This is a genomic window from Williamsia sp. SKLECPSW1, assembly GCF_054332755.1.
This window is the reverse complement of record NZ_JBTGLI010000002.1, coordinates 351,265-371,872: the sequence shown is the minus strand read 5'-3', so window position 1 is coordinate 371,872 and position 20,608 is coordinate 351,265. Positions and strand designations below refer to the sequence as shown.

The 20,608-nt window shown below is 72.1% G+C and carries 19 protein-coding genes and 1 riboswitch; all 19 genes read left to right on the top strand.

What is annotated here, in order from left to right; translation table 11 throughout:
• The first annotated feature begins 28 nt into the window (after positions 1-28).
• The 19 genes from ACXVUM_RS17580 (at position 29) to ACXVUM_RS17490 (ending at position 20,422) form a co-directional block, all read left to right on the top strand.
• A complete protein-coding gene (locus ACXVUM_RS17580; RefSeq protein ID WP_458523550.1) occupies positions 29-586 on the top strand; it encodes a PH-like domain-containing protein in 558 nt (185 codons plus the stop codon).
• Positions 583-1,737 carry a glutamine-hydrolyzing carbamoyl-phosphate synthase small subunit gene (gene carA, locus ACXVUM_RS17575; protein WP_458523212.1) on the top strand — a complete coding sequence of 385 codons (1,155 nt, stop codon included), beginning with the start codon at positions 583-585 and terminating at the stop codon, positions 1,735-1,737. Before ACXVUM_RS17580 ends, carA begins: the two co-directional genes overlap by 4 nt.
• Positions 1,737-5,063, top strand: a complete 3,327-nt coding sequence (gene carB, locus ACXVUM_RS17570) for a carbamoyl-phosphate synthase large subunit (protein WP_458523211.1) — start codon at positions 1,737-1,739, stop codon at positions 5,061-5,063. The genes carA and carB overlap by 1 nt, the downstream gene beginning before the upstream one ends.
• Complete coding sequence (gene pyrF / locus ACXVUM_RS17565; RefSeq protein ID WP_458523210.1) at positions 5,060-5,890, top strand: orotidine-5'-phosphate decarboxylase; 831 nt, start codon at positions 5,060-5,062, stop codon at positions 5,888-5,890. Before carB ends, pyrF begins: the two co-directional genes overlap by 4 nt.
• 399 nt (positions 5,891-6,289) lie before the next feature.
• Positions 6,290-6,607, top strand: coding sequence for an integration host factor, actinobacterial type (mihF, locus tag ACXVUM_RS17560; RefSeq protein ID WP_253652770.1), 318 nt, complete (start codon positions 6,290-6,292; stop codon positions 6,605-6,607).
• Between the two features lie 79 nt (positions 6,608-6,686).
• Positions 6,687-7,262 carry a guanylate kinase gene (gmk, locus tag ACXVUM_RS17555; protein WP_458523209.1) on the top strand — a complete coding sequence of 192 codons (576 nt, stop codon included), beginning with the start codon at positions 6,687-6,689 and terminating at the stop codon, positions 7,260-7,262.
• A gap of 118 nt (positions 7,263-7,380) precedes the next feature.
• Positions 7,381-7,662 (top strand): DNA-directed RNA polymerase subunit omega, encoded by a 282-nt coding sequence (gene rpoZ / locus ACXVUM_RS17550; RefSeq protein WP_458523549.1) that lies wholly within the window; start codon positions 7,381-7,383, stop codon positions 7,660-7,662.
• Between the two features lie 37 nt (positions 7,663-7,699).
• Positions 7,700-8,965: a bifunctional phosphopantothenoylcysteine decarboxylase/phosphopantothenate--cysteine ligase CoaBC gene (gene coaBC, locus ACXVUM_RS17545; protein WP_458523208.1), complete on the top strand. Its 1,266-nt coding sequence runs from the start codon at positions 7,700-7,702 to the stop codon at positions 8,963-8,965.
• A gap of 169 nt (positions 8,966-9,134) precedes the next feature.
• Entirely contained in the window at positions 9,135-10,364 is a 1,230-nt protein-coding gene (gene metK, locus ACXVUM_RS17540) for a methionine adenosyltransferase (RefSeq protein ID WP_458523207.1), read from the top strand.
• 55 nt (positions 10,365-10,419) lie between these two features.
• Positions 10,420-12,447: a primosomal protein N' gene (locus ACXVUM_RS17535; RefSeq protein WP_458523206.1), complete on the top strand. Its 2,028-nt coding sequence runs from the start codon at positions 10,420-10,422 to the stop codon at positions 12,445-12,447.
• A gap of 125 nt (positions 12,448-12,572) precedes the next feature.
• Positions 12,573-13,169, top strand: coding sequence for a peptide deformylase (def, locus tag ACXVUM_RS17530; RefSeq protein ID WP_458523205.1), 597 nt, complete (start codon positions 12,573-12,575; stop codon positions 13,167-13,169).
• Positions 13,166-14,107: a methionyl-tRNA formyltransferase gene (gene fmt, locus ACXVUM_RS17525; protein ID WP_458523204.1), complete on the top strand. Its 942-nt coding sequence runs from the start codon at positions 13,166-13,168 to the stop codon at positions 14,105-14,107. The genes def and fmt overlap by 4 nt, the downstream gene beginning before the upstream one ends.
• Positions 14,104-15,537 carry an RsmB/NOP family class I SAM-dependent RNA methyltransferase gene (locus ACXVUM_RS17520; protein ID WP_458523203.1) on the top strand — a complete coding sequence of 478 codons (1,434 nt, stop codon included), beginning with the start codon at positions 14,104-14,106 and terminating at the stop codon, positions 15,535-15,537. Before fmt ends, ACXVUM_RS17520 begins: the two co-directional genes overlap by 4 nt.
• A 37-nt stretch (positions 15,538-15,574) precedes the next feature.
• Complete coding sequence (rpe, locus tag ACXVUM_RS17515; protein WP_458523548.1) at positions 15,575-16,228, top strand: ribulose-phosphate 3-epimerase; 654 nt, start codon at positions 15,575-15,577, stop codon at positions 16,226-16,228.
• 4 nt (positions 16,229-16,232) lie between these two features.
• Entirely contained in the window at positions 16,233-17,267 is a 1,035-nt protein-coding gene (ribD, locus tag ACXVUM_RS17510) for a bifunctional diaminohydroxyphosphoribosylaminopyrimidine deaminase/5-amino-6-(5-phosphoribosylamino)uracil reductase RibD (protein ID WP_458523202.1), read from the top strand.
• 61 nt (positions 17,268-17,328) lie between these two features.
• Positions 17,329-17,474, top strand: a riboswitch (FMN riboswitch).
• A 53-nt stretch (positions 17,475-17,527) separates the two neighbouring features.
• The gene (locus ACXVUM_RS17505) at positions 17,528-18,169 is read left to right on the top strand and encodes a riboflavin synthase (protein WP_458523201.1); all 642 of its coding nucleotides are present in this window, start codon (positions 17,528-17,530) and stop codon (positions 18,167-18,169) included.
• Positions 18,166-19,476 (top strand): bifunctional 3,4-dihydroxy-2-butanone-4-phosphate synthase/GTP cyclohydrolase II, encoded by a 1,311-nt coding sequence (locus ACXVUM_RS17500; protein WP_458523200.1) that lies wholly within the window; start codon positions 18,166-18,168, stop codon positions 19,474-19,476. Before ACXVUM_RS17505 ends, ACXVUM_RS17500 begins: the two co-directional genes overlap by 4 nt.
• The gene (ribH, locus tag ACXVUM_RS17495) at positions 19,473-19,958 is read left to right on the top strand and encodes a 6,7-dimethyl-8-ribityllumazine synthase (RefSeq protein WP_458523199.1); all 486 of its coding nucleotides are present in this window, start codon (positions 19,473-19,475) and stop codon (positions 19,956-19,958) included. Before ACXVUM_RS17500 ends, ribH begins: the two co-directional genes overlap by 4 nt.
• A complete protein-coding gene (locus ACXVUM_RS17490; protein WP_458523198.1) occupies positions 19,955-20,422 on the top strand; it encodes a PH domain-containing protein in 468 nt (155 codons plus the stop codon). The genes ribH and ACXVUM_RS17490 overlap by 4 nt, the downstream gene beginning before the upstream one ends.
• Positions 20,423-20,608 lie beyond the last annotated feature (186 nt).

Below are 20,608 nucleotides of genomic sequence, written 5' to 3'. Positions count from 1 at the left end.
GCTCGCCTGGATCGGCGTCGTCGGGTTGATGCTGCGGGGGTGGCGCAACCGTGGTCATCGCCAGGCGGAGCAGATCGGCGCCTTCCCGGAGGTGCCCGGCACCCTGCCGGCCGCCGAACTCGGCCCGCACACGGGGCTCTACCTCGGGTCGACCATCGCCCCGAGCTGGCAGGACCGTGTCGCCGTCGGCGACTACGGCGACCGCGCCACCTGTGAGTTCTCCTGCTACCCCGACGGCGTCCTCGTCGACCGGTCGGGCGCGAACCCGATCTGGATCCCGCGGTCGTCGATCACCGCGGTCCGCACCGAGCGGGGGATCGCCGGGAAGGTGATGACCGCCGACGGGGTGCTCGTCATCCGATGGGTGCTGCCCTCGGGGACCGAGATCGACTCCGGCGTCCGCGCCGACGATAAGGGCGTCTACCCCGCATGGGTCGGCCTGGACCCGGGGCGACGCCGACCGTCCCCGCCGCCTCCCGACGAACCGGCACCACCCGACCAGTCGGCACCGGACGACCCGGTACGCCCCGACGACCCATCGACCCCACCCACCGACAGCACGACACCGGAGGACGACCGACCATGACCGCCGCCGTACTGGTCCTCGAGAACGGGCAGGTGTTCACCGGCACCGCGTTCGGTGCGACCGGCCAGACCCTCGGGGAGGCCGTGTTCTGCACCGCGATGACCGGCTACCAGGAGACACTCACCGACCCGAGCTACCACCGTCAGATCGTCGTCGCGACCGCGCCGCAGATCGGCAACACCGGCTGGAACGGCGAGGACGACGAGAGTCGCGGTGGCCGGATCTGGGTCGCCGGTTACGCCGTGCGCAATCCCGCACGGCGCGTGTCGAACTGGCGTGCCGACCGCAGCCTCGACGACGAGCTGGGCCGCCAGGGCGTCGTCGGCATCGCCGGGATCGACACCCGCGCGGTGACCCGGGTGCTGCGCGATCACGGCTCGATGCGGGCCGGCATCTTCTCCGGCGACGCCCTCGCGCAGGGCCCCGCGGGCACCGACACCGACGCGTTGCTCGACCGCGTGCGGTCGCAGCCGTCGATGGCGGGGGCGGACCTCGCCGGTGAGGTGAGCGCCGACGACGACTACGTCGTCGAGCCGCTCGGCGAGCACCGGCACACGGTGGTCGCCGTCGACCTCGGCATCAAGACCAACACGCCGCGGATGTTCGCCGAGCGCGGTATCCGGGTGCACGTGGTCCCCGCCGGCACCGACATCGCGGCGATCGAGGACATCGCACCCGACGGGGTGTTCCTGTCCAACGGCCCGGGCGACCCCGCCACCGCCGACGGGCCCGTCGGACTGACCCGCGGCGTCCTCGAGCGCGGGATCCCGCTGTTCGGGATCTGTTTCGGCAACCAGATCCTCGGGCGCGCGCTGGGCCTGGGGACCTACAAGATGCGGTTCGGGCACCGGGGCATCAACATCCCGGTGATCGACCACACCACCGGGCTGGTGTCGATCACCGCCCAGAACCACGGGTTCGCGCTCGAGGGTGAGGCGGGCGCGGAGTTCGACACCCCATACGGCCGCGCCCGGGTGAGCCACACCTGCGCCAACGACGGCACCGTGGAGGGCGTCGAGCTGATCGCCGGCGGCGCCTTCTCGGTCCAGTACCACCCGGAGGCCGCGGCCGGACCGCACGACGCGGCCTACCTCTTCGACCGATTCCTCGCACAGCTGGACGCGCGTGCCGCGCAGAAAGGCCGGGGCTGATGCCACGCCGTACCGACCTGTCCCACGTCCTCGTCATCGGATCGGGCCCGATCGTCATCGGTCAGGCCTGCGAGTTCGACTACTCCGGAACGCAGGCGTGCCGCGTCCTGCGCGCCGAGGGCCTGCGGGTGAGCCTGGTGAACTCCAACCCGGCGACGATCATGACCGATCCCGAGTTCGCCGACGCCACGTACGTCGAGCCGATCACCCCCGAGTTCATCGAGAAGGTGATCGAGGCCGAGCGCGACAACGGCCATCCGATCGACGCGGTGCTCGCCACCCTCGGTGGGCAGACCGCCCTGAACGCCGCCGTCCAACTGCACGAGCGCGGCATCCTCGCCGCACACGACATCGAGCTGATCGGCGCCGACTTCGAGGCGATCCAGCGGGGTGAGGACCGGCAGAAGTTCAAGGACATCGTCGAGAAGGTCGGCGGGTCCAGCGCCCGCAGCCGGGTCTGCTTCACGATGGACGAGGTGCGGGACACCGTCGCCGAACTCGGGTTCCCCGTGGTCGTCCGGCCGTCGTTCACCATGGGCGGTCTCGGGTCGGGCATGGCCTACGACGACGCCGACCTCGACCGGATCGCCGGTGGGGGTCTCGCCGCGTCGCCGACGGCCAACGTCCTCATCGAGGAGTCGATCCTCGGGTGGAAGGAGTACGAGCTCGAGCTGATGCGCGACGGCAACGACAACGTCGTCGTCGTGTGTTCCATCGAGAACGTCGACCCCGTGGGCGTGCACACCGGTGACTCGGTGACCGTCGCCCCGGCCATGACCCTCACCGACCGCGAGTACCAGGTGATGCGGGACCTCTCCATCGCCATCCTGCGCGAGGTCGGCGTCGACACCGGCGGGTGCAACATCCAGTTCGCGGTGGATCCCGCCGACGGCCGCATCGTCGTGATCGAGATGAACCCGCGGGTGTCGCGGTCGTCGGCGCTCGCGTCGAAGGCGACCGGGTTCCCGATCGCGAAGATCGCCGCGAAGCTCGCCGTCGGCTACCGCCTCGACGAGATCGTCAACGACATCACCGGCGAGACCCCCGCATGCTTCGAGCCGACCCTCGACTACGTCGTGGTGAAGGCGCCGCGGTTCGCGTTCGAGAAGTTCCCCGGTGCCGACGACACCCTCACCACCACCATGAAGTCGGTGGGCGAGGCGATGAGTCTGGGCCGCAGCTTCGCCGAGGCGCTGGGCAAGGTGATGCGGTCGCTGGAGACGTCGGCCGCGGGGTTCTGGACCGAGTCGCGCCCGGAGGCGACGCTCGAGGAGATCCTCACCGAGATCGCCACCCCCCGCGACGGGCGCCTCTACCGGGTGATGGCGGCGTTCGACGCCGGCGCGAGCATCGAGCAGGTCTTCGACGCGACGAAGATCGACCCGTGGTTCCTCGCCGAGATCGCCGCGGTCGGCGAGATGGGCCGCGCCGTGCGCGACGCGGACACCCTCGACGCCGACCTCCTCCGTGAGGCCAAGGGGACCGGTCTGTCCGACCGCCAGATCGCCGTGCTGCGCGACGACCTCGCCGACGAGGCCGCCGTCGCGGCGCTGCGCCTGCAGCTCGGCGTGACGCCGGTCTACAAGACCGTCGACACCTGTGCCGCCGAGTTCGAGGCGAAGACGCCCTACCACTACTCGACGTACGAGACCGATCCCGCCGCGACGAGCGAGATCGCGCCGCAGACCGAGCGCGAGAAGGTGCTCATCCTCGGGTCGGGTCCGAACCGCATCGGCCAGGGCATCGAGTTCGACTACTCGTGCGTCCACGCGGCGACGACCCTGTCCGAGGCCGGGTTCGAGACGGTGATGGTCAACTGCAACCCCGAGACCGTCTCCACCGACTACGACACCGCCGACCGCCTCTACTTCGAACCGCTGACGTTCGAGGACGTCATGGAGGTCTACCGCGCCGAGTGCGCCTCGGGCACCGTCCGCGGTGTCATCGTCCAGCTCGGCGGTCAGACCCCGCTCGGACTCGCACGGCGCCTCGAGGAGGCGGGTGTGCCGATCGTCGGCACGTCGCCGGCGGCCATCGATCTCGCCGAGGACCGGGGCGAGTTCGGCCGCGTCCTCGACGAGGCCGGTCTGCCCGCGGCCAAGTACGGCATGGCGACGAGTTTCGAGGGGGCCCGCACCATCGCCGCCGACATCGGTTACCCGGTGCTCGTCCGCCCGTCCTACGTCCTCGGCGGCCGCGGCATGGAGATCGTGTACGACGAGGCGTCACTCGAGGGCTACATCTCCCGCGCCACCGAACTGACCCCCGAGCACCCGGTCCTCGTCGACCGGTTCCTCGAGGACGCCGTCGAGATCGACGTCGACGCCCTGTGCGACGGCACCGAGGTCTACATCGGCGGCGTCATGGAGCACATCGAGGAGGCCGGGATCCACTCCGGCGACTCGGCGTGCGCACTGCCCCCGGTGGCCCTTGGGCGTACCGACGTGGCCGCGGTCCGCCGGTCCACCGAGGCGCTCGCCCGCGGTATCGGCGTCCGTGGGCTCCTCAACGTCCAGTTCGCGCTCAAGGACGACATCCTCTACGTCCTCGAGGCCAATCCCCGCGCCAGCCGGACCGTGCCGTACGTCTCGAAGGCGACCGCTGTGCAGCTCGCGAAGGCGTGCGCGCGGGTGATGCTCGGGTCGACGATCGCCGAACTGCGGGAGCAGGGGATCCTGCCCGCGACCGGCGACGGCGGAGAGCTGCCGGAGGGAGCGCCGATCGCGGTGAAGGAAGCCGTGTTGCCGTTCAACCGGTTCCGCCGGATGGACGGGTCCGGTGTGGACTCGCTGCTGAGTCCGGAGATGAAGTCGACCGGCGAGGTGATGGGCATCGACGCCGACTTCGGGCGGTCGTTCGCCAAGTCGCAGACCGCCGTGTCCGGGTCGCTCCCGACGAGCGGGGCGATCTTCGTGTCCGTGGCGAACAAGGACAAGCGCGCGCTGTTGTTCCCGGTGAAGCGGTTGGCCGACCTCGGCTTCGAGATCCTCGCCACCGAGGGCACCGCAGAGGCGTTGCGGCGCAACGGTGTCGCCTGCACCCAGGTGTACAAGCACTCCGACACCGACCTGCCCGCGGGGGAACGCACCATCGTCGAGACCATCCGGGCCGGGGAGGTGCAGATGGTCATCAACACCCCGTTCGGCAACTCCGGTCCGCGCGTCGACGGCTACGAGATCCGCAGTGCCGCCGTCTCGCAGAACATCCCGTGCATCACCACCGTGCAGGGGGCCAGTGCCGCCGTGCAGGGGATCGAGGCGGCTCTCGTCGGCGACATCGGGGTGCGGTCACTGCAGGAGCGGCACGCGGCGATGCGCGGCGAATGACCGGGAGCACCGACTTCGCCGGCCGGGTGGCGGACGCCACCCGGCGGCGCGGACGTCTCTGCGTCGGGATCGACCCGCACGCGCAACTGCTCGCGCGGTGGGGCCTGTCCGACGACGCCGCCGGTCTGCGCGTGTTCACCGAGACCGTCGTCGAGGCGATCGGGCCTCGGGTCGCCGTCGCCAAACCACAGGTCGCGTTCTACGAACGGCACGGGTCGGCCGGGATCGCCGTCCTGGAGGACGCCCTCGCGGCCCTGCGGTCGGCGGGCGTCCTCGTCGTCGCCGACGCCAAACGCGGCGACATCGGGTCGACCATGGCCGCCTACGCCGACACCTGGCTGGGGGGCGACTCGCCGCTGTGTGCCGACGCCGTCACCGTCTCGCCGTATCTCGGGGTGGGGTCCCTCGATCCCGCCGTCGACCTCGCCGACGCCCACGGCCGTGGGGTGTTCGTCCTCGCGCGCACCTCGAACCCGGAGGGTGCAGGCGTCCAGACCGCCACCGACGAGGCAGGGCGCACGGTGGCGCAGTCCGTCGTCGACGCGGCGGCCCGACACAACGCCGCCGGGCCGGCCAGCATCGGCGTCGTGGTCGGCGCCACCCGGGACCACGGACTCGATCTCGGCGCCGTCGGTGGGCCGATCCTCGCGCCCGGCCTCGGCGCACAGGGCGCGACCGCGGCGGATCTCGCCGTCGTGTTCGACGGCGTCACGCGCCTGCTGGTGCCCTCGGCGTCGCGTCAGGTCCTGGCCGCGGGCCCGGACACCGACGCCGTCGCCGACGCCGCCGAGGCGCTGCGCGACGAGGTCGAAGCCGCCCTGCGCTGACCCCGGCCGTGTCCGACCGCAGGTCAGGGACGGTGCCGACACGCGCGGGCGTGCGAGCAGATCAGGAATTCGCCGGGTCGGCACGTCCGTCACACGCGTCACAGAGCCGACGTCGTCGACATCTCCCGCACCTCGGTACGGGGAGAACTCGAACCCGTTGCCGCAGAGGAGATCTCGAGCACGGTCGAGGAACGTCGGTGCAGACCCCGCGGACCGCCCGCAGACCGGGGTCCGAAGCCCTACAACACCCTCTGTCATGCGGAAATGCCGGGGTGGGGGTCGCAAATGACGGTGTCCGTCGGTACGGTCTGGAATCGCTGTCGACGATCGGATCGATCATCGGCACGTCAAGACCCGAGCAGTGCTGCAAGACGCAGTTCTATGAGTACGGAGGAACCCGTGGCCCTTCCCCAGTTGACCGCCGAGCAGCGCGCCGCTGCTCTCGAGAAGGCAGCCGCTGCCCGTAAGGCGCGCGCCGAGCTCAAGGAGCGGCTCAAGCGTGGAGGCACCGACCTGTCGCAGGTGCTGAAGGACGCCGAGACCGACGAGATCCTCGGCAAGATGAAGGTCTCGGCCCTGCTGGAGGCGTTGCCGAAGGTGGGCAAGGTCAAGGCGCAGGAGATCATGACCGAGCTGGAGATCGCGCCGACGCGCCGTCTCCGCGGCCTCGGCGACCGGCAGCGCAAGGCGCTGCTGGCCAAGTTCGACCAGAACTGAGGCCGACGTAGAAGCACGTGGAGGCTCGGCGTCGGGGGAGACCCCCCGCCGGGCGTCCGACCGGAGGGGCCGACTGCTTGTGCTGGTCGGCCCCTCCGCCGTCGGGAAGTCCAGTGTCGTCCGGCGTCTGCGCGAGATGCTCCCGGAACTCGTCTTCAGCGTCTCCGCCACCACCCGGGCACCCCGCGTCGGCGAGGTCGACGGCGTCGACTACCACTTCGTCGGCGACGACCGGTTCGACCGGATGATCGCCGAGGGTGAGCTGCTGGAGTGGGCCGACATCCACGGTGGACTGCAGCGGTCGGGAACACCGGCCGCACCGGTCCGCGCCGCGATGGACGCCGGTGCACCGGTCCTCGTCGAGGTCGACATCGCCGGCGCCCGTGCCGTCCGGGCGGCGGTGCCGGAGTCGGTCTCGGTGTTCCTGGCCCCACCGAGCTGGGACGAACTGGTCCGCCGGCTGACCGGTCGGGGCACCGAGAACGCAGAGGTGATCGCCCGCCGGCTGCAGACCGCCCGGGAGGAGATGGCCATCGCCGACGAGTTCGACCACGTCATCGTGAACGACCAGGTCGACCGCGTGGCCCGCGAGTTGGTATCCTTACTGGTCGGACATGACTCCGGCGCCTCCGCGTCGGATCCCGCTCGTCCCTGAGACCCGATCGACACCGAGAACCGATCGGCATCGCGCCCGATCATCACCGCCGCACGGCGGCGACACCGCGCGCTGTCGCACCGACAGCCGCAGACCGTGAGGAACACATCTCGTGAGCATGCCCGTCAGCACGGACGCCACCACCCCCGCCTACGACACCCCGCTCGGCATCACCAACCCGCCGATCGACGAACTGCTCGACCGCGCATCCTCGAAGTACGCGCTGGTCATCTACGCGGCGAAGCGTGCGCGCCAGATCAACGACTACTACAACCAGCTCGGCGACGGCATCCTCGAGTACGTCGGTCCGCTGGTCGAGCCGGGTCTGCAGGAGAAGCCGCTCTCGATCGCCATGCGCGAGATCCACACCGACCTGCTCGAGCACACCGAGGGCGAGTGATCCCCTCCGCATCGGCCCCGGCACCCCGCGCCCCTCGGTGACCACACCGGCCGGCTCCCGCCGCATCGTCGTCGGTGTCGGTGGGGGTATCGCGGCCTACAAGGCGTGCTCGCTGATCCGCCACTTCACCGAGGCGGGTCACCAGGTCCGGGTGATCCCCACGCGGTCCGCGCTGGAGTTCGTCGGTGCCGCGACCTTCGAGGCGCTGTCCGGCAACCCCGTGACCCCGGAGGTCTTCGCCGACGTCGAACACGTGCCGCACGTGCGGCTCGGCCAGGACGCAGACCTCGTCGTCGTCGCGCCGGCCACCGCCGACCTGATGGCCCGCGCCGCCTCGGGCCGCGCCGACGACCTCCTCACCGCGACGCTGCTCACCGCGCGCTGCCCGGTGGTCTACGCGCCCGCGATGCACACCGAGATGTGGGAACACCCGGCCACGCAGACGAACGTCGCCACGCTGCGTTCCCATGGGGCGATCGTGCTGCGGCCGGCCTCCGGGCGGCTGACCGGTCGCGACTCCGGCGCCGGTCGGCTCCCCGAACCGGGTGAGATCGGACTCCTCGGCGACGTACTCCTCGAGCGTCCGGACGCCCTCCCGTACGACCTGTCGGGCCGCCGCGTCCTCATCAGCGCCGGCGGGACACGGGAACCGCTCGACCCGGTCCGGTTCCTAGGCAACCGCAGCTCGGGCAAACAGGGATTCGCGCTCGCGCGGGCGGCCACCCACCGCGGCGCCGACGTCACGCTCGTCACCGGTGCTGCGACCGGCCTGGAGGCACCGTCCGGCGTGGAACGCGTCGACATCACCACCGCCGCCCAGCTCGCCGAACAGATCACCGCCCGTGCCGCCGATGCCGACGTGGTGATCATGGCGGCGGCCGTCGCCGACTTCCGGCCCGTGCACGTCGCGGGATCCAAGATCAAGAAGACCCCGGGCGCTGACTCGACCCCAGCGCCCGTCGAGCTCACGACCAACCCCGACATCCTGCGCGGACTGGTCGCCGCGCGGAGCACGGGTGACGTCGCCGCGGACACCGTCATCGTCGGGTTCGCGGCCGAGACGGGCGACGATCGCGGCGGCGTCCTCGACCACGGTCGCGAGAAGCTCAGCCGCAAGGGCTGCGACCTGTTGGTGGTGAACGCCGTCGGGGAGGGCAAGGCGTTCGGTACCGACGACAACACCGGATGGCTGCTCGCCGCGAACGGAACCGAGACGGCACTGCCCCTCGGGTCGAAAACACTCATGGCGAGTCGAATACTGGACGCCGTGACAGAGCTCCTGCCCGATCCTCGGACCGACTGACACCACCGCCGCGGCGGGCGCGTGCGGGTCACCGACCAGCGGCGAGGGTGTGTAGGTTGTTCCTCTGGCAGGGGGAGAGACCACCCGGGGACGGGCCACCACCGCGGCGTGACACCTCGCTGCGACACCGCCCCACACGACGCCGACCGGCGTCGGACTTCGAGAGGACATGATGACTTCAGGCCAGAGTTCCGCAAGGACCTCGCGACTGTTCACCAGCGAGTCGGTCACCGAGGGGCACCCGGACAAGATCTGTGACGCGATCAGCGACTCGATCCTCGACGCGCTCCTCGAGCAGGACCCGGCGTCACGCGTGGCCGTGGAGACGCTGGTCACCACCGGGCAGGTGCACGTCGCCGGTGAGGTGACCACCTCGGCCTACGCCGACATCCCGAAGATCGTCCGCGAGAAGGTCCTCGAGATCGGCTACGACTCGTCCTCCAAGGGATTCGATGGCGCCACCGCCGGGGTCAACGTCGCCATCGGCGCGCAGTCGCCCGACATCGCGCAGGGTGTCGACAACGCCTACGAGGCCCGCGTCGACGGCCTGACCGACGAGATCGACAAGCAGGGTGCCGGCGACCAGGGCCTGATGTTCGGCTACGCCACCTCCGAGACCCCCGAGTTCATGCCGGTGCCGATCGCGCTGGCCCACCGCCTGTCGCGTCGCCTCACCGAGGTCCGCAAGAACGGGACGCTGCCCTACCTGCGCCCGGACGGCAAGACCCAGGTCACCATCGAGTACGACGGCGACACCCCCGTCCGCCTCGACACCGTCGTGCTCTCCACCCAGCACGCCGCCGACATCGACCTGGTCAACATGCTGACCCCCGACATCAAGACCCACGTCGTCGACGCGGTCCTCGCCGACCTCGAGCTGCCGTCGCTCGACACGTCGAACCCGCGCCTGCTCGTCAACCCCACCGGCAAGTTCGTCCTCGGTGGCCCGATGGGTGACGCCGGGCTCACCGGCCGCAAGATCATCGTCGACACCTACGGCGGCATGGCCCGCCACGGTGGTGGCGCGTTCTCCGGCAAGGACCCGTCGAAGGTCGACCGCAGCGCCGCCTACGCCATGCGCTGGGTCGCCAAGAACGCGGTCGCCGCCGGGTTCGCCAAGCGCATCGAGGTCCAGATCGCCTTCGCCATCGGCAAGGCGGCGCCGGTCGGTCTGTTCGTCGAGACCTTCGGCACCGAGACGATCGACCCGGAGACCATCCGCACGGCCATCTCCGAGGTCTTCGACCTGCGTCCGGGCGCGATCATCCGCGACCTGGACCTGCTGCGTCCGATCTACGCGCCGACGGCGGCCTACGGCCACTTCGGTCGCACCGACCTGGACCTGCCGTGGGAGCGCACCGACCGCGCCGACAAGCTGAAGGCGGCTGCGGGCATCTGAGTCCGACTGCCGTCCCCGGCCCCGCCGGGACGACCGACCACCGACGCCACCGGCGATGAGCCCGCGCGCAGCCACCACCGCGCCCGCCGCCCATCTGCCGGTGGCGTCGGTGCTCGTCATGCTGGGCTTGTCCCATCTCGATCGGCTCTTCGACTACGAGGTCGGCGCCGACCAGGACGAGGACGCCCGCCCCGGCGCGCGGGTCCGTGTCCGCTTCGCCGGTCGACTCGTCGACGGCTTCGTCGTCGAGCGGCTCGCCACCAGCGATCACCCCGGCAGGCTCGGCCGCCTCGACCGCGTCGTGTCGCCCGAACCGGTCCTGACCCCTGAGGTGTTCGCGCTGTGCCGCGCGGTGGCCGATCGGTACGCGGGCACCCTCACCGACGTGGTCCGCCTGGCGATACCGCCGCGCCACGCCCGCACCGAGGCGGCGACGGCGTCGGATCCGCCGGACCATGCGACGCCGGCACCGCCCGACGACACCGCGTGGGCGGCCTATCGGGCCGGTCCCTCGCTGCTGAGTGCACTGGCCGGCGGCGGCGCCCCACGGGGGGCGTGGCAGGCCCTGCCCGGCGAGGACTGGCCCGGCCGTATCGCCGATCTCGCCGTCGCGACGGTCGTCGGTGGGCGTGGGACGGTCGTCGTCGTGCCCGACCAGCGCGACCTGGACCGGGTCGAGGCGGCCTGCCGGGCGGTCCTCGGCGATCGGGTGGTGGCGTTGTCGGCGGGTCTGGGCCCCACCGCCCGCTACCGCCGCTGGCTGCAGGTGCTGCGCGGCCACGCCGACGTCGTGGTCGGCACCCGCAGCGCCGCCTTCGCCCCCGTACGCGACCTCGGTCTCGTCATCGTGTGGGACGACGGCGACGACAGCCTCACCGAGCCCCGGGCGCCGTATCCGCATCCCCGTGAGGTCGCCGTGCTGCGCACGTCGGCCCGCGGTGCGGGCCTCGTCGTCGGCGGGATCGCCCGGACGGCCGAGACACAGGTGCTGGTGGCCTCGGGGTGGATGCAGGACGTCGTCGCCGACCGTGCGGTCGTCCGCGAGCACGCACCCCGCGTCCGCGCCATCAGCGACGACGACCGCACCGTCGCCCGGGATCCGCTGGCGCGCGTCGCACGGTTGCCGGCGATCGCGTTCGACGCGGCTCGGGGCGCACTCGCCGACGACGCACCCGTGCTGGTCAGCGTCCCCCGGCGGGGATATCACCCGTCGCTGGCCTGCGCGCGGTGCCGCACGCGGGCCCGCTGCCGTCGGTGCCACGGCCCGCTGCGGGCGGATTCCGCCGACGCCACCCGCGATGCGGCTCCGACGGTCACCTGCAGCTGGTGCGGCCGACGAGAGGCGTTCCGATGCGTCGAGTGCGGTGACACCCACCTGAGGGCCACCAGCAGCGGCGCGCGCCGCACCGCGGAAGAACTGGGCAAGGCGTTCCCCGGCGTTCCCGTCCTCACCTCCGGCGGTGACACGATCGCCGACCGCGTCGACCCGGGCGCACGGCTCGTCGTCGCGACCCCCGGGGCGGAACCCGTGGTCGACGGCGGTTACGGCGCCGCGGTGCTGGTCGACACGTGGGCGCAGCTCGACCGCGCCGACCTGCGGGCCGGAGAGCAGACGTTCCGCCGATGGACGTCTGTGCTGGCCTCGGTACGGTCCGCTCGCCACGGGGGCACCGCCGTCGTCGTCGCCGACGCCGGGCTGCCCGTCGTGCAGGCCGCCATCCGGTGGGACCCCGTCGGGTTCGCGGCCCAGGAACTCGCCCAACGCGCCGAACTGGGGCTGCCCCCGGCCGTCACGATGGTCTCGGTCGACGGGACCGACCGGTCGGTCCCGGCCTTCGTGGACTCCCTCGATCTCCCCGACGACGCCGAGATCCTCGGGCCGGTCGATCTCCCGTCGGATGCCCGCCCGCCCGCCGGGTGGGACGGGGAGACCGAAGGTGCGCTGACCCGGGTGCTGCTGCGCATCCCACGCACCCATGGTCGCGACCTCGTGACGGCACTGAAGGTCGCGCAGGTCCACCGCGGCACGCACCACGACACCGGTCCACTGCGCATCCAGGTCGACCCCCCGACCATCGGGTGACCGTCACGGCGTCGACCTGGTGGTCCGGGCCCGACCACACAGCCGCCTAGACTCGACCCCCGGTCCCGCACACGAGGACCGGTGACGAACGGCCGTGCGGCCGGACGAGACGGAGGAGGGCGTCGGTGGCGGTGCGAGCGATCCGGTTGTTCGGCGACCCGGTGCTGCGGACGGCGACCCCGGAGATCACCGAGTTCGGCGCCGACCTGCACAGGCTGGTCGACGACATGCTCGACACCATGGACCACCACCACGGCGCGGGTCTGGCCGCACCCCAGGTCGGGGTGGGTGCACGCGTCTTCACCTACGACTGCGGCGGCCGACGCGGGCACATCGTCAACCCGGTGTGGACGGCCCTCGACGACACCACCCAGACCGGCCCCGAGGGATGTCTGTCGATCCCGGGTGTGCAGGCTGCGTGCACCCGGTCCGCACGCGTCGCCGTCACCGGCGTCGACCGCGACGGCGCACCGGTGGCGATGGAGGTCGACGGGATCCTGGCCAGGGCGGTACAGCACGAGACCGATCACCTCGACGGGGTGCTGTTCCTGCAGCGACTGTCACCGGACGCGCGGCGTGCGGCCATGCGCGTCATCCGGGACACGACGTGGTTCGGGGCGGGGGAGACCGTCACCGACGATCCGCGCACCGATCGGACGGTCTGGGTCGGCGACGGCGAGGCCGACCGCGCACCCGCCGCGAGCGCGGAGGTCCTGCGATGAGGGTCGTGTTCGCCGGGACCCCCGACGCCGCGGTGCCGTCGTTGCGGCGGCTGCTCGCCTCGCCCGACCACGAGGTGGTCGGGGTGCTCACCCGGCCGGACGCCGTCGCCGGTCGTGGACGCAAGGTCACGCGGTCACCGGTCGGCCTCGTCGCCGACGAGGTCGGGATCGAGGTGGCCACGCCCCGCAGGCTCACCGACCCCGACGCGCACGAGGTCCTCACCCGTCTCGCCCCCGACTGCTGCGCGGTCGTCGCATACGGGGCGCTGGTCCCGCGCGATCTGCTGGATCTCCCGCGACACGGGTGGATCAACCTGCACTTCTCGTTGCTCCCGGCGTGGCGGGGCGCGGCACCCGTGCAGGCCGCGATCGCCGCGGGTGACGAGTTCACCGGGGCGAGCACGTTCCGCATCGAGGAGGGGCTCGACACCGGGCCGGTCTTCGGCACGCTGACCGAACGCATCCGCCCCGACGACACGAGCGGTGTGTTGCTCGACCGCCTCGCCGACGCGGGCGCCCCACTGCTGGTGTCCACCCTCGACGGCATCGACGCGGGCGAGCTCGTAGCGGTGCCCCAACCCTCCGACGGGGTGAGCCTGGCCCCGAAGATCGAGGTCGCCGACTCCCGCGTGGTGTGGAACCGACCGGCCCACGTCGTGGACCGGCTCATCCGCTCCCGGACGCCGGATCCCGGGGCGTGGACCGTCCTGGCCGACACCCGCGTCAAGCTCGGTCCCGTCACGCCCGTGGCCGACGCCCCGCCCGATCTCGGTGAGCTCGCCCCGGGTGCGATCGCGGCGTCGAAATCGGCGGTGCTCGTCGGGACCGCGACGACCCCGGTCCGCCTCGGACTGGTGCAACCCCCGGGCAAGAAGCCGACACCGGCGGCGGACTGGGCGCGTGGCGCCCGCCTCGACGCGGACTCGGTGTTCGGATGACCCGCCCCGCGCATGTCCGCGACAAGCCCGTCGACGCCGCACGTGCGGTGGCGCGCGACGTCCTGCGTGCGGTGCGCGAACGCGACTCCTACGCCAACCTCGTGCTGCCCCGACTCCTCCGCGAGCGTCAGATCACCGGACGCGACGCCGCGTTCGCCACCGAGTTGACCTACGGGACGTGTCGCGCGACCGGAGTGCTCGACGAGATCATCGCCGCCGCGGCCCGTCGTCCGGTCGGCGAGATCGACCCGACGCTGCTCGACGTCCTCCGGCTGGGCACGTACCAGCTGCTGCGCACCCGTGTGGGCGCACACGCCGCCGTCTCGACGTCGGTCGAGCTCGTCCGGTCCGAGGCCGGGCAGGGCCCCGCCGGGTTCTGCAACGCCGTGTTGCGCAAGGTCTCCCAGCGCGACGAAGACCTGTGGACCGACGAGCTCGCCCCGTCGATCGCCGAGGACCTCGTCGGCCACCTCGCGTTCCGCTACGCCCACCCCCGGTGGATCGCCGAGGTGTTCGCCGACGCGTTGAGCACCCCCGACCGGCGTGTCGGCGCCGGCGAACTACAGGCGGCGCTCGCCGCCGACGACGACCGACCCGCCGTGCACCTCGCGGCCCGGCCCGGACTGATCACGGCCGACGAACTCGCCTCGGCGACCGGCGGGGACGTCGGACGATGGTCGCCCTACTGCGTGTACCTGCCCGGTGGCGACCCCGGCGACCTGGACGCGGTCCGCGAGCACCTCGCGGGGGTGCAGGACGAGGGATCGCAGCTCGTGGCCCGCGCGGTCTCGATGGCGCCGGTGGACGGACCGGACGGGGGCCGCTGGCTCGACCTGTGCGCCGGACCCGGTGGCAAGGCGGCCCTGCTCGGCGCGCTCGCCGACATCGACGGCGCCCACCTCGACGCCGTCGAACCGGCCGACCACCGCGCGGACCTCGTCCGCCGGTCGACCTCCGGGCTGCCCGTCACGGTGCACGTCGCCGACGGCCGTGACAGCGGACTGACCCCCGGCTACGACCGGATCCTCGTCGACGCGCCGTGCACCGGTCTCGGTTCGCTGCGCCGCCGCCCGGAGGCGCGGTGGCGGCGCACCCCCGACGACGTCGGGACGCTCGTCGACCTGCAGACCGCGCTGCTCACCGCCGCGGTCGGACTGCTCCGCCCCGGCGGTGCCCTGATCTACTCGACCTGTTCCCCGCACCCGGCCGAGACGGTCGGCGTCGTCGAGGCGGTCACCGCCGCCACGGATGCGCGGCTCGTCGACGCCCGACCGCTCGTGGCGGTCGACAGATCGGCGGGAACGCTCGAGGGCACGGTGCAGCTGTGGCCGCACCGGCACGGCACCGATGCGATGTTCCTCGCGCTGCTGACGGTCCCCGTCGACGATCACACCGATGTCCCCGCGGGTGTCGACGGCACCGCCTCATAGACTGCGCGCCATGCCTGCCGCGCGCCCCGACCAGCCGATGATCGCCCCGTCGATCCTGTCCGCCGACTTCGCCAACCTCGCCGCCGAGGCCGACGCCGTCCGCGGCAGCGACTGGCTCCACGTCGACGTGATGGACGCCCACTTCGTCCCGAACCTGACTCTCGGCCTGCCCGTCGTCGAGAGCCTGTTGCGCGCGACCGAGATCCCGATCGACTGTCACCTGATGATCGAGGACCCGGCTCGCTGGGCGCCGCCGTATGCGGAGGCCGGCGCCCACAACGTCACGTTCCACGCCGAGGCCACCGACGACCCGACCGCGGTCGCGCGCGACATCCGTGCTGCCGGCGGCAAGGCGGGCATCGGCATCAAGCCGGGGACCGCGCTCGAGCCGTACCTGGAGATCCTGCCGTCCTTCGACACGCTGCTGGTGATGAGCGTCGAACCCGGCTTCGGCGGGCAGTCGTTCATGCCCGAGGTGCTCGACAAGGTGCGCACCCTGCGGTCGCGCATCGACGCCGACGACCTGCGGATCCTCGTGGAGATCGACGGTGGCGTCAACGCCGACACCATCGAGCAGGCCGCCGAGGCGGGCGTCGACTGCTTCGTCGCGGGCTCGGCGGTGTACGGCGCGGACGACCCGGGCGCCGCCGTGTCGGCGCTGCGCGCCCAGGCCGCCCGGGCACGCGGCTGACCCGATGGGCCACGACCCGCGGGGCGAGCGCCCCGCCGACGCCTCCGCCGCGATGGTCCTGGCGCAGGCGCAGGGATTCGAGGCCTGTGGGCTGAGCACACCCAACCCACCCGTCGGAGCCGTCGTGCTCGACGCGCACGGCGTCGTCGTCGGGGCCGGACACACACAGGCGGTCGGGGGACCGCACGCCGAGGTGATGGCGTTGCGACAGGCCGGCGACGCCGCTCGCGGCGGGACGGCGGTGGTGACCCTCGAACCGTGCGACCACACCGGTCGCACCGGGCCGTGCACGCGCGCCCTGCTCGAGGCGGGCATCGCGAGGGTCGTCTACGCCGTCGACGACCCCGACCCGGTCGCCGGGGGAGGAGCGCAGACGCTGCGCGGCGCCGGCGTCACCGTCGTCGCCGGTGCGGCCGCGTCCGAGGCCGCGGCCGGTGCGCTCGCCGGATGGCTGCACCGCCGTCGTACCGGTCGACCGCGGGTGACGGCCAAGTTCGCGGCCACCCTCGACGGACGCATCGCCGCGCCCGACGGGACGAGCCGATGGATCACCGGGCCGGTCGCCCGCGAGCACGTCCACACTGACCGCGAACGACTCGACGCGGTGATCGTCGGTACCGGCACCGTCCGCGCGGACGACCCGGAACTGACCGCTCGTACCGCCGACGGATCCCTCCGGGAACGCCAACCCCGACGGATCGTGCTGGGGCACAGTCCGATCCCCGAGTCCGCCCGACTGCATCGGGTCACGCCGCCACCGATCGTCGTCGCCTCCCACGACCCCGCGGACGCGCTGGCCGCTGCCGGCGACGCGCTCGACGTCCTCGTCGAGGGCGGGTCGACCGTCCTCGGCGCGTTCTTCGCCGCCGGACTCGTCGACCGCGTCCGGGCCTACCTGGCACCCACCGTCCTCGGCGCCGGACGTGCCGCCGTGGACGACGTGACGGTCGGCACCCTCGCCGCGGCCCACCGGATGCGACGCGAGTCGGTCGCCGAACTGGGGGACGACATTCTCGTCACCCTGGTCGCAACTCGCTGACCGGCGGTTTCGAGGTGAACGCGTTCTGATCGGGGCCGATCGTTGTGCTAGCGTCGAAACAGCGAGTTCTCAGGGCGGGGTGCAATTCCCCACCGGCGGTGACGGCCACGCGGCCGAAGCCCGCGAGCGCCCGGCCTGGATCCGGGGTCAGCAGATCCGGTGTGACTCCGGAGCCGACGGTGACAGTCCGGATGAGAGAGGACTGTCGTGGTCGTCGTGACCACGGGACGTGCCGCCCTGGGTCGAGGACAGGAGGCACGGTGTTCACGGGGATCATCGAGGAACGCGGAGAGATCGTCCGACGTGACGACCTCACCGATGCGGCGCGGTTCGTGATCCGCGGTCCGCTCGTCACCAGCGACGCCGGTCACGGCGACTCCATCGCCGTCAACGGCGTCTGCCTCACCGTCGTCGATCCGCCCACCGACGGCACCTTCGCGGTCGACGTCATGGCCGAGACGCTCCGACGCAGCTCGCTGCGCTCCCTCGACGCCGGCGCCCCGGTGAACCTGGAACGCGCGATGGCCGCCGGTGGACGCTTCGGCGGACACATCGTGCAGGGCCACGTCGACGGGACGGGCACCGTCGCCGCCGTGACCCCCTCGGACCACTGGACCGTCATCCGCATCGCCGTCCCCGACGACCTCTCGCGCTATGTCGTCGAGAAGGGTTCCATCACCGTCGACGGGGTGTCGCTGACCGTCTCCGCCACCCCCGACGACCCGACCGGCGACAGCTGGTTCGAGATCTCCCTCATCCCGACCACCCTGGACGTCACCACCCTGGGGCGCCTGGCCGTCGGGGACACCGTCAACCTCGAGGTCGACGTGATCGCGAAGTACGTCGAACGGCTCGCCGTGCCGCATGCGCGGGCCCAGCAGGAGAGCGAGGCGCCGGCATGACCGACACCCACACCGACACCGACACCGACACCACCCGGGCCGTCGTCCTCGACAGCGTCGAACGCGCGATCGCCGACATCGCCGCGGGCAAGGCCGTCGTCGTCGTGGACGACGAGGATCGCGAGAACGAGGGCGACCTGATCTTCGCCGCGGAGAAGGCCACTCCCGAGCTCGTCGCCTTCATGGTGCGGTACACGTCGGGGTATCTGTGCGTCCCCCTCGACGGATCGGACTGCGACCGTCTGGGTCTGCCGCCGATGTACTCGGTGAACCAGGACAAGCACGGCACCGCCTACACCGTCACCGTCGACGCCCGCGAGGGGATCGGCACCGGCATCTCCGCCTCCGACCGCGCCGCGACCATGCGCCTGCTCGCCGACCCCACCAGCACCGCAGGCGATCTCACCCGCCCGGGACACGTCGTCCCGCTGCGGGCCAAGGAGGGCGGCGTCCTGCGTCGCCCGGGCCACACCGAGGCCGCCGTCGACCTCGCCCGCCTCGCGGGTCTCACCCCGGCCGGCGCCATCTGCGAGATCGTCTCGCAGAAGGACGAAGGTGCGATGGCGCATGCCGACGAGCTGCGCACGTTCGCCGACGAGCACGGGCTCGCACTGATCTCCATCGCCGACCTGATCGCCTGGCGTCGCCGCAACGAGAAGCACGTCGTCCGCGTCGCCGACGCCCGGATCCCCACCGCCCACGGCACTTTCCGCGCCGTCGGGTACACGAGCGTCTACGACGACGTCGAGCACGTCGCGCTCGTCCTCGGTGACATCGGCGGACCGCCGCACCGGGGTGAGGACGTGCTGGTGCGGGTGCACTCGGAATGCCTCACCGGTGACGTCTTCGGGTCACTGCGGTGTGACTGCGGCCCCCAGCTCGACGCGGCGATGGCGATGGTCGCGGCCGAGGGACGCGGCGTCGTGCTCTACATGCGTGGACACGAGGGACGCGGCATCGGTCTGATGCACAAGTTGCAGGCGTACCAGCTCCAGGACGACGGATCCGACACCGTGGACGCCAACCTGCAACTCGGTCTGCCCGCCGACGCCCGCGACTACGGGCTCGGCGCGCAGATCCTCGTCGACCTCGGCGTCCGGTCGATGCGGTTGCTCACCAACAATCCCGCGAAACGCGTCGGACTCGAGGGGTACGGACTCGAGATCGCCGAACGGGTCCCCATGCCGGTTCGGGCCACCCCGGAGAACCTCCGGTACCTGCGCACCAAGCGGGACCGGATGGGCCACGACCTCGTCGGACTCGACGACATCGGGCCCGACGACGTCACATCCGGGACGAGCGCATGAGCGGCTCCGGCGAACCGGTCGTCGAACTCGGCGCGGCGACCGGCCTCCGGTTGGCGATCGCCGCGTCCCAGTGGCACGCCCAGATCTGCACCGCACTGCTCGACGGCGCACTGCGCGTGGCGAAGGACGCCGGACTCGCCGAGCCGACGGTGGTGCGGGTGGCCGGAGCGATCGAGTTGCCGGTGATCGTGCAGGCACTGGCCCGCACCCACGACGCGGTGGTCGCGCTGGGCGTCGTGATCCGCGGGGAGACGCCGCATTTCGAGTACGTCTGTGACGCGGTGACGGCCGGTCTCACGCGGGTGTCGCTGGACGAGTCGACTCCGGTCGGCAACGGCGTGCTGACCACCCTGGACGAGGCGCAGGCACTCGCGCGAGCGGGGCTTCCCGGCTCGACGGAGGACAAGGGCGCGCAGGCGGCGACCGCCGCGCTGGCATCGGCGATCACCCTGGCGGAGTTGTCCGCCGGCTCGGCACGGTGAGCGACGAGACGTCGGGCGCCGACTGGGAGCTCGTCCACCGATCGGTGCGCACCCCGCGGATCGCGGTGGCCGTCGCCGCCGTCGTCGTCGCCATCCACGTGGTGGTCGGGGTGCTGCTGCGGGTGTCGGACACCGGGGTCGACTTCCGCGTGTCCGACCAGGTCGGTCTCGCGTTGATCGGCGTCGTGCTCGGTGGTGCGATCCTGACGTTCACCCGCCCGCGCATCCGTGCGGGTGCCCAGGGCGTCGAGATCCGCAACCTGGTGGGGGAGAAGGTCTTCGGCTGGGACATGGTCGAGGGGATCTGGTACCCGGACAAGGGTCGCTGGGCCCGCCTCGAGCTGCCCGACTACGAGAACGTCCCGGTGATGGCGATCCAGGCCGCGGACGGTGCGCTCGCCGTCGCGGCGATGGAACGCTTCCGCGAGCTGCACGCGCGCTACCACGCCGACGCCCCTTCCTGACACCCCGTCGAGTGGGCGTTTCCGGACGTCCGTTGGGCGGTAGGGCCCGTCGAGTGGGCGGGTTCGGCGGCCCCAGGAACCGCAACCGCCCAACGAACGTCTGCAACCGCCCAGTCGACGGGGTGTGACGCGGATAGGCACCGCCGAGCCGGCCGTCACCTCCGTCGTCACGTCCACCGTCACCGT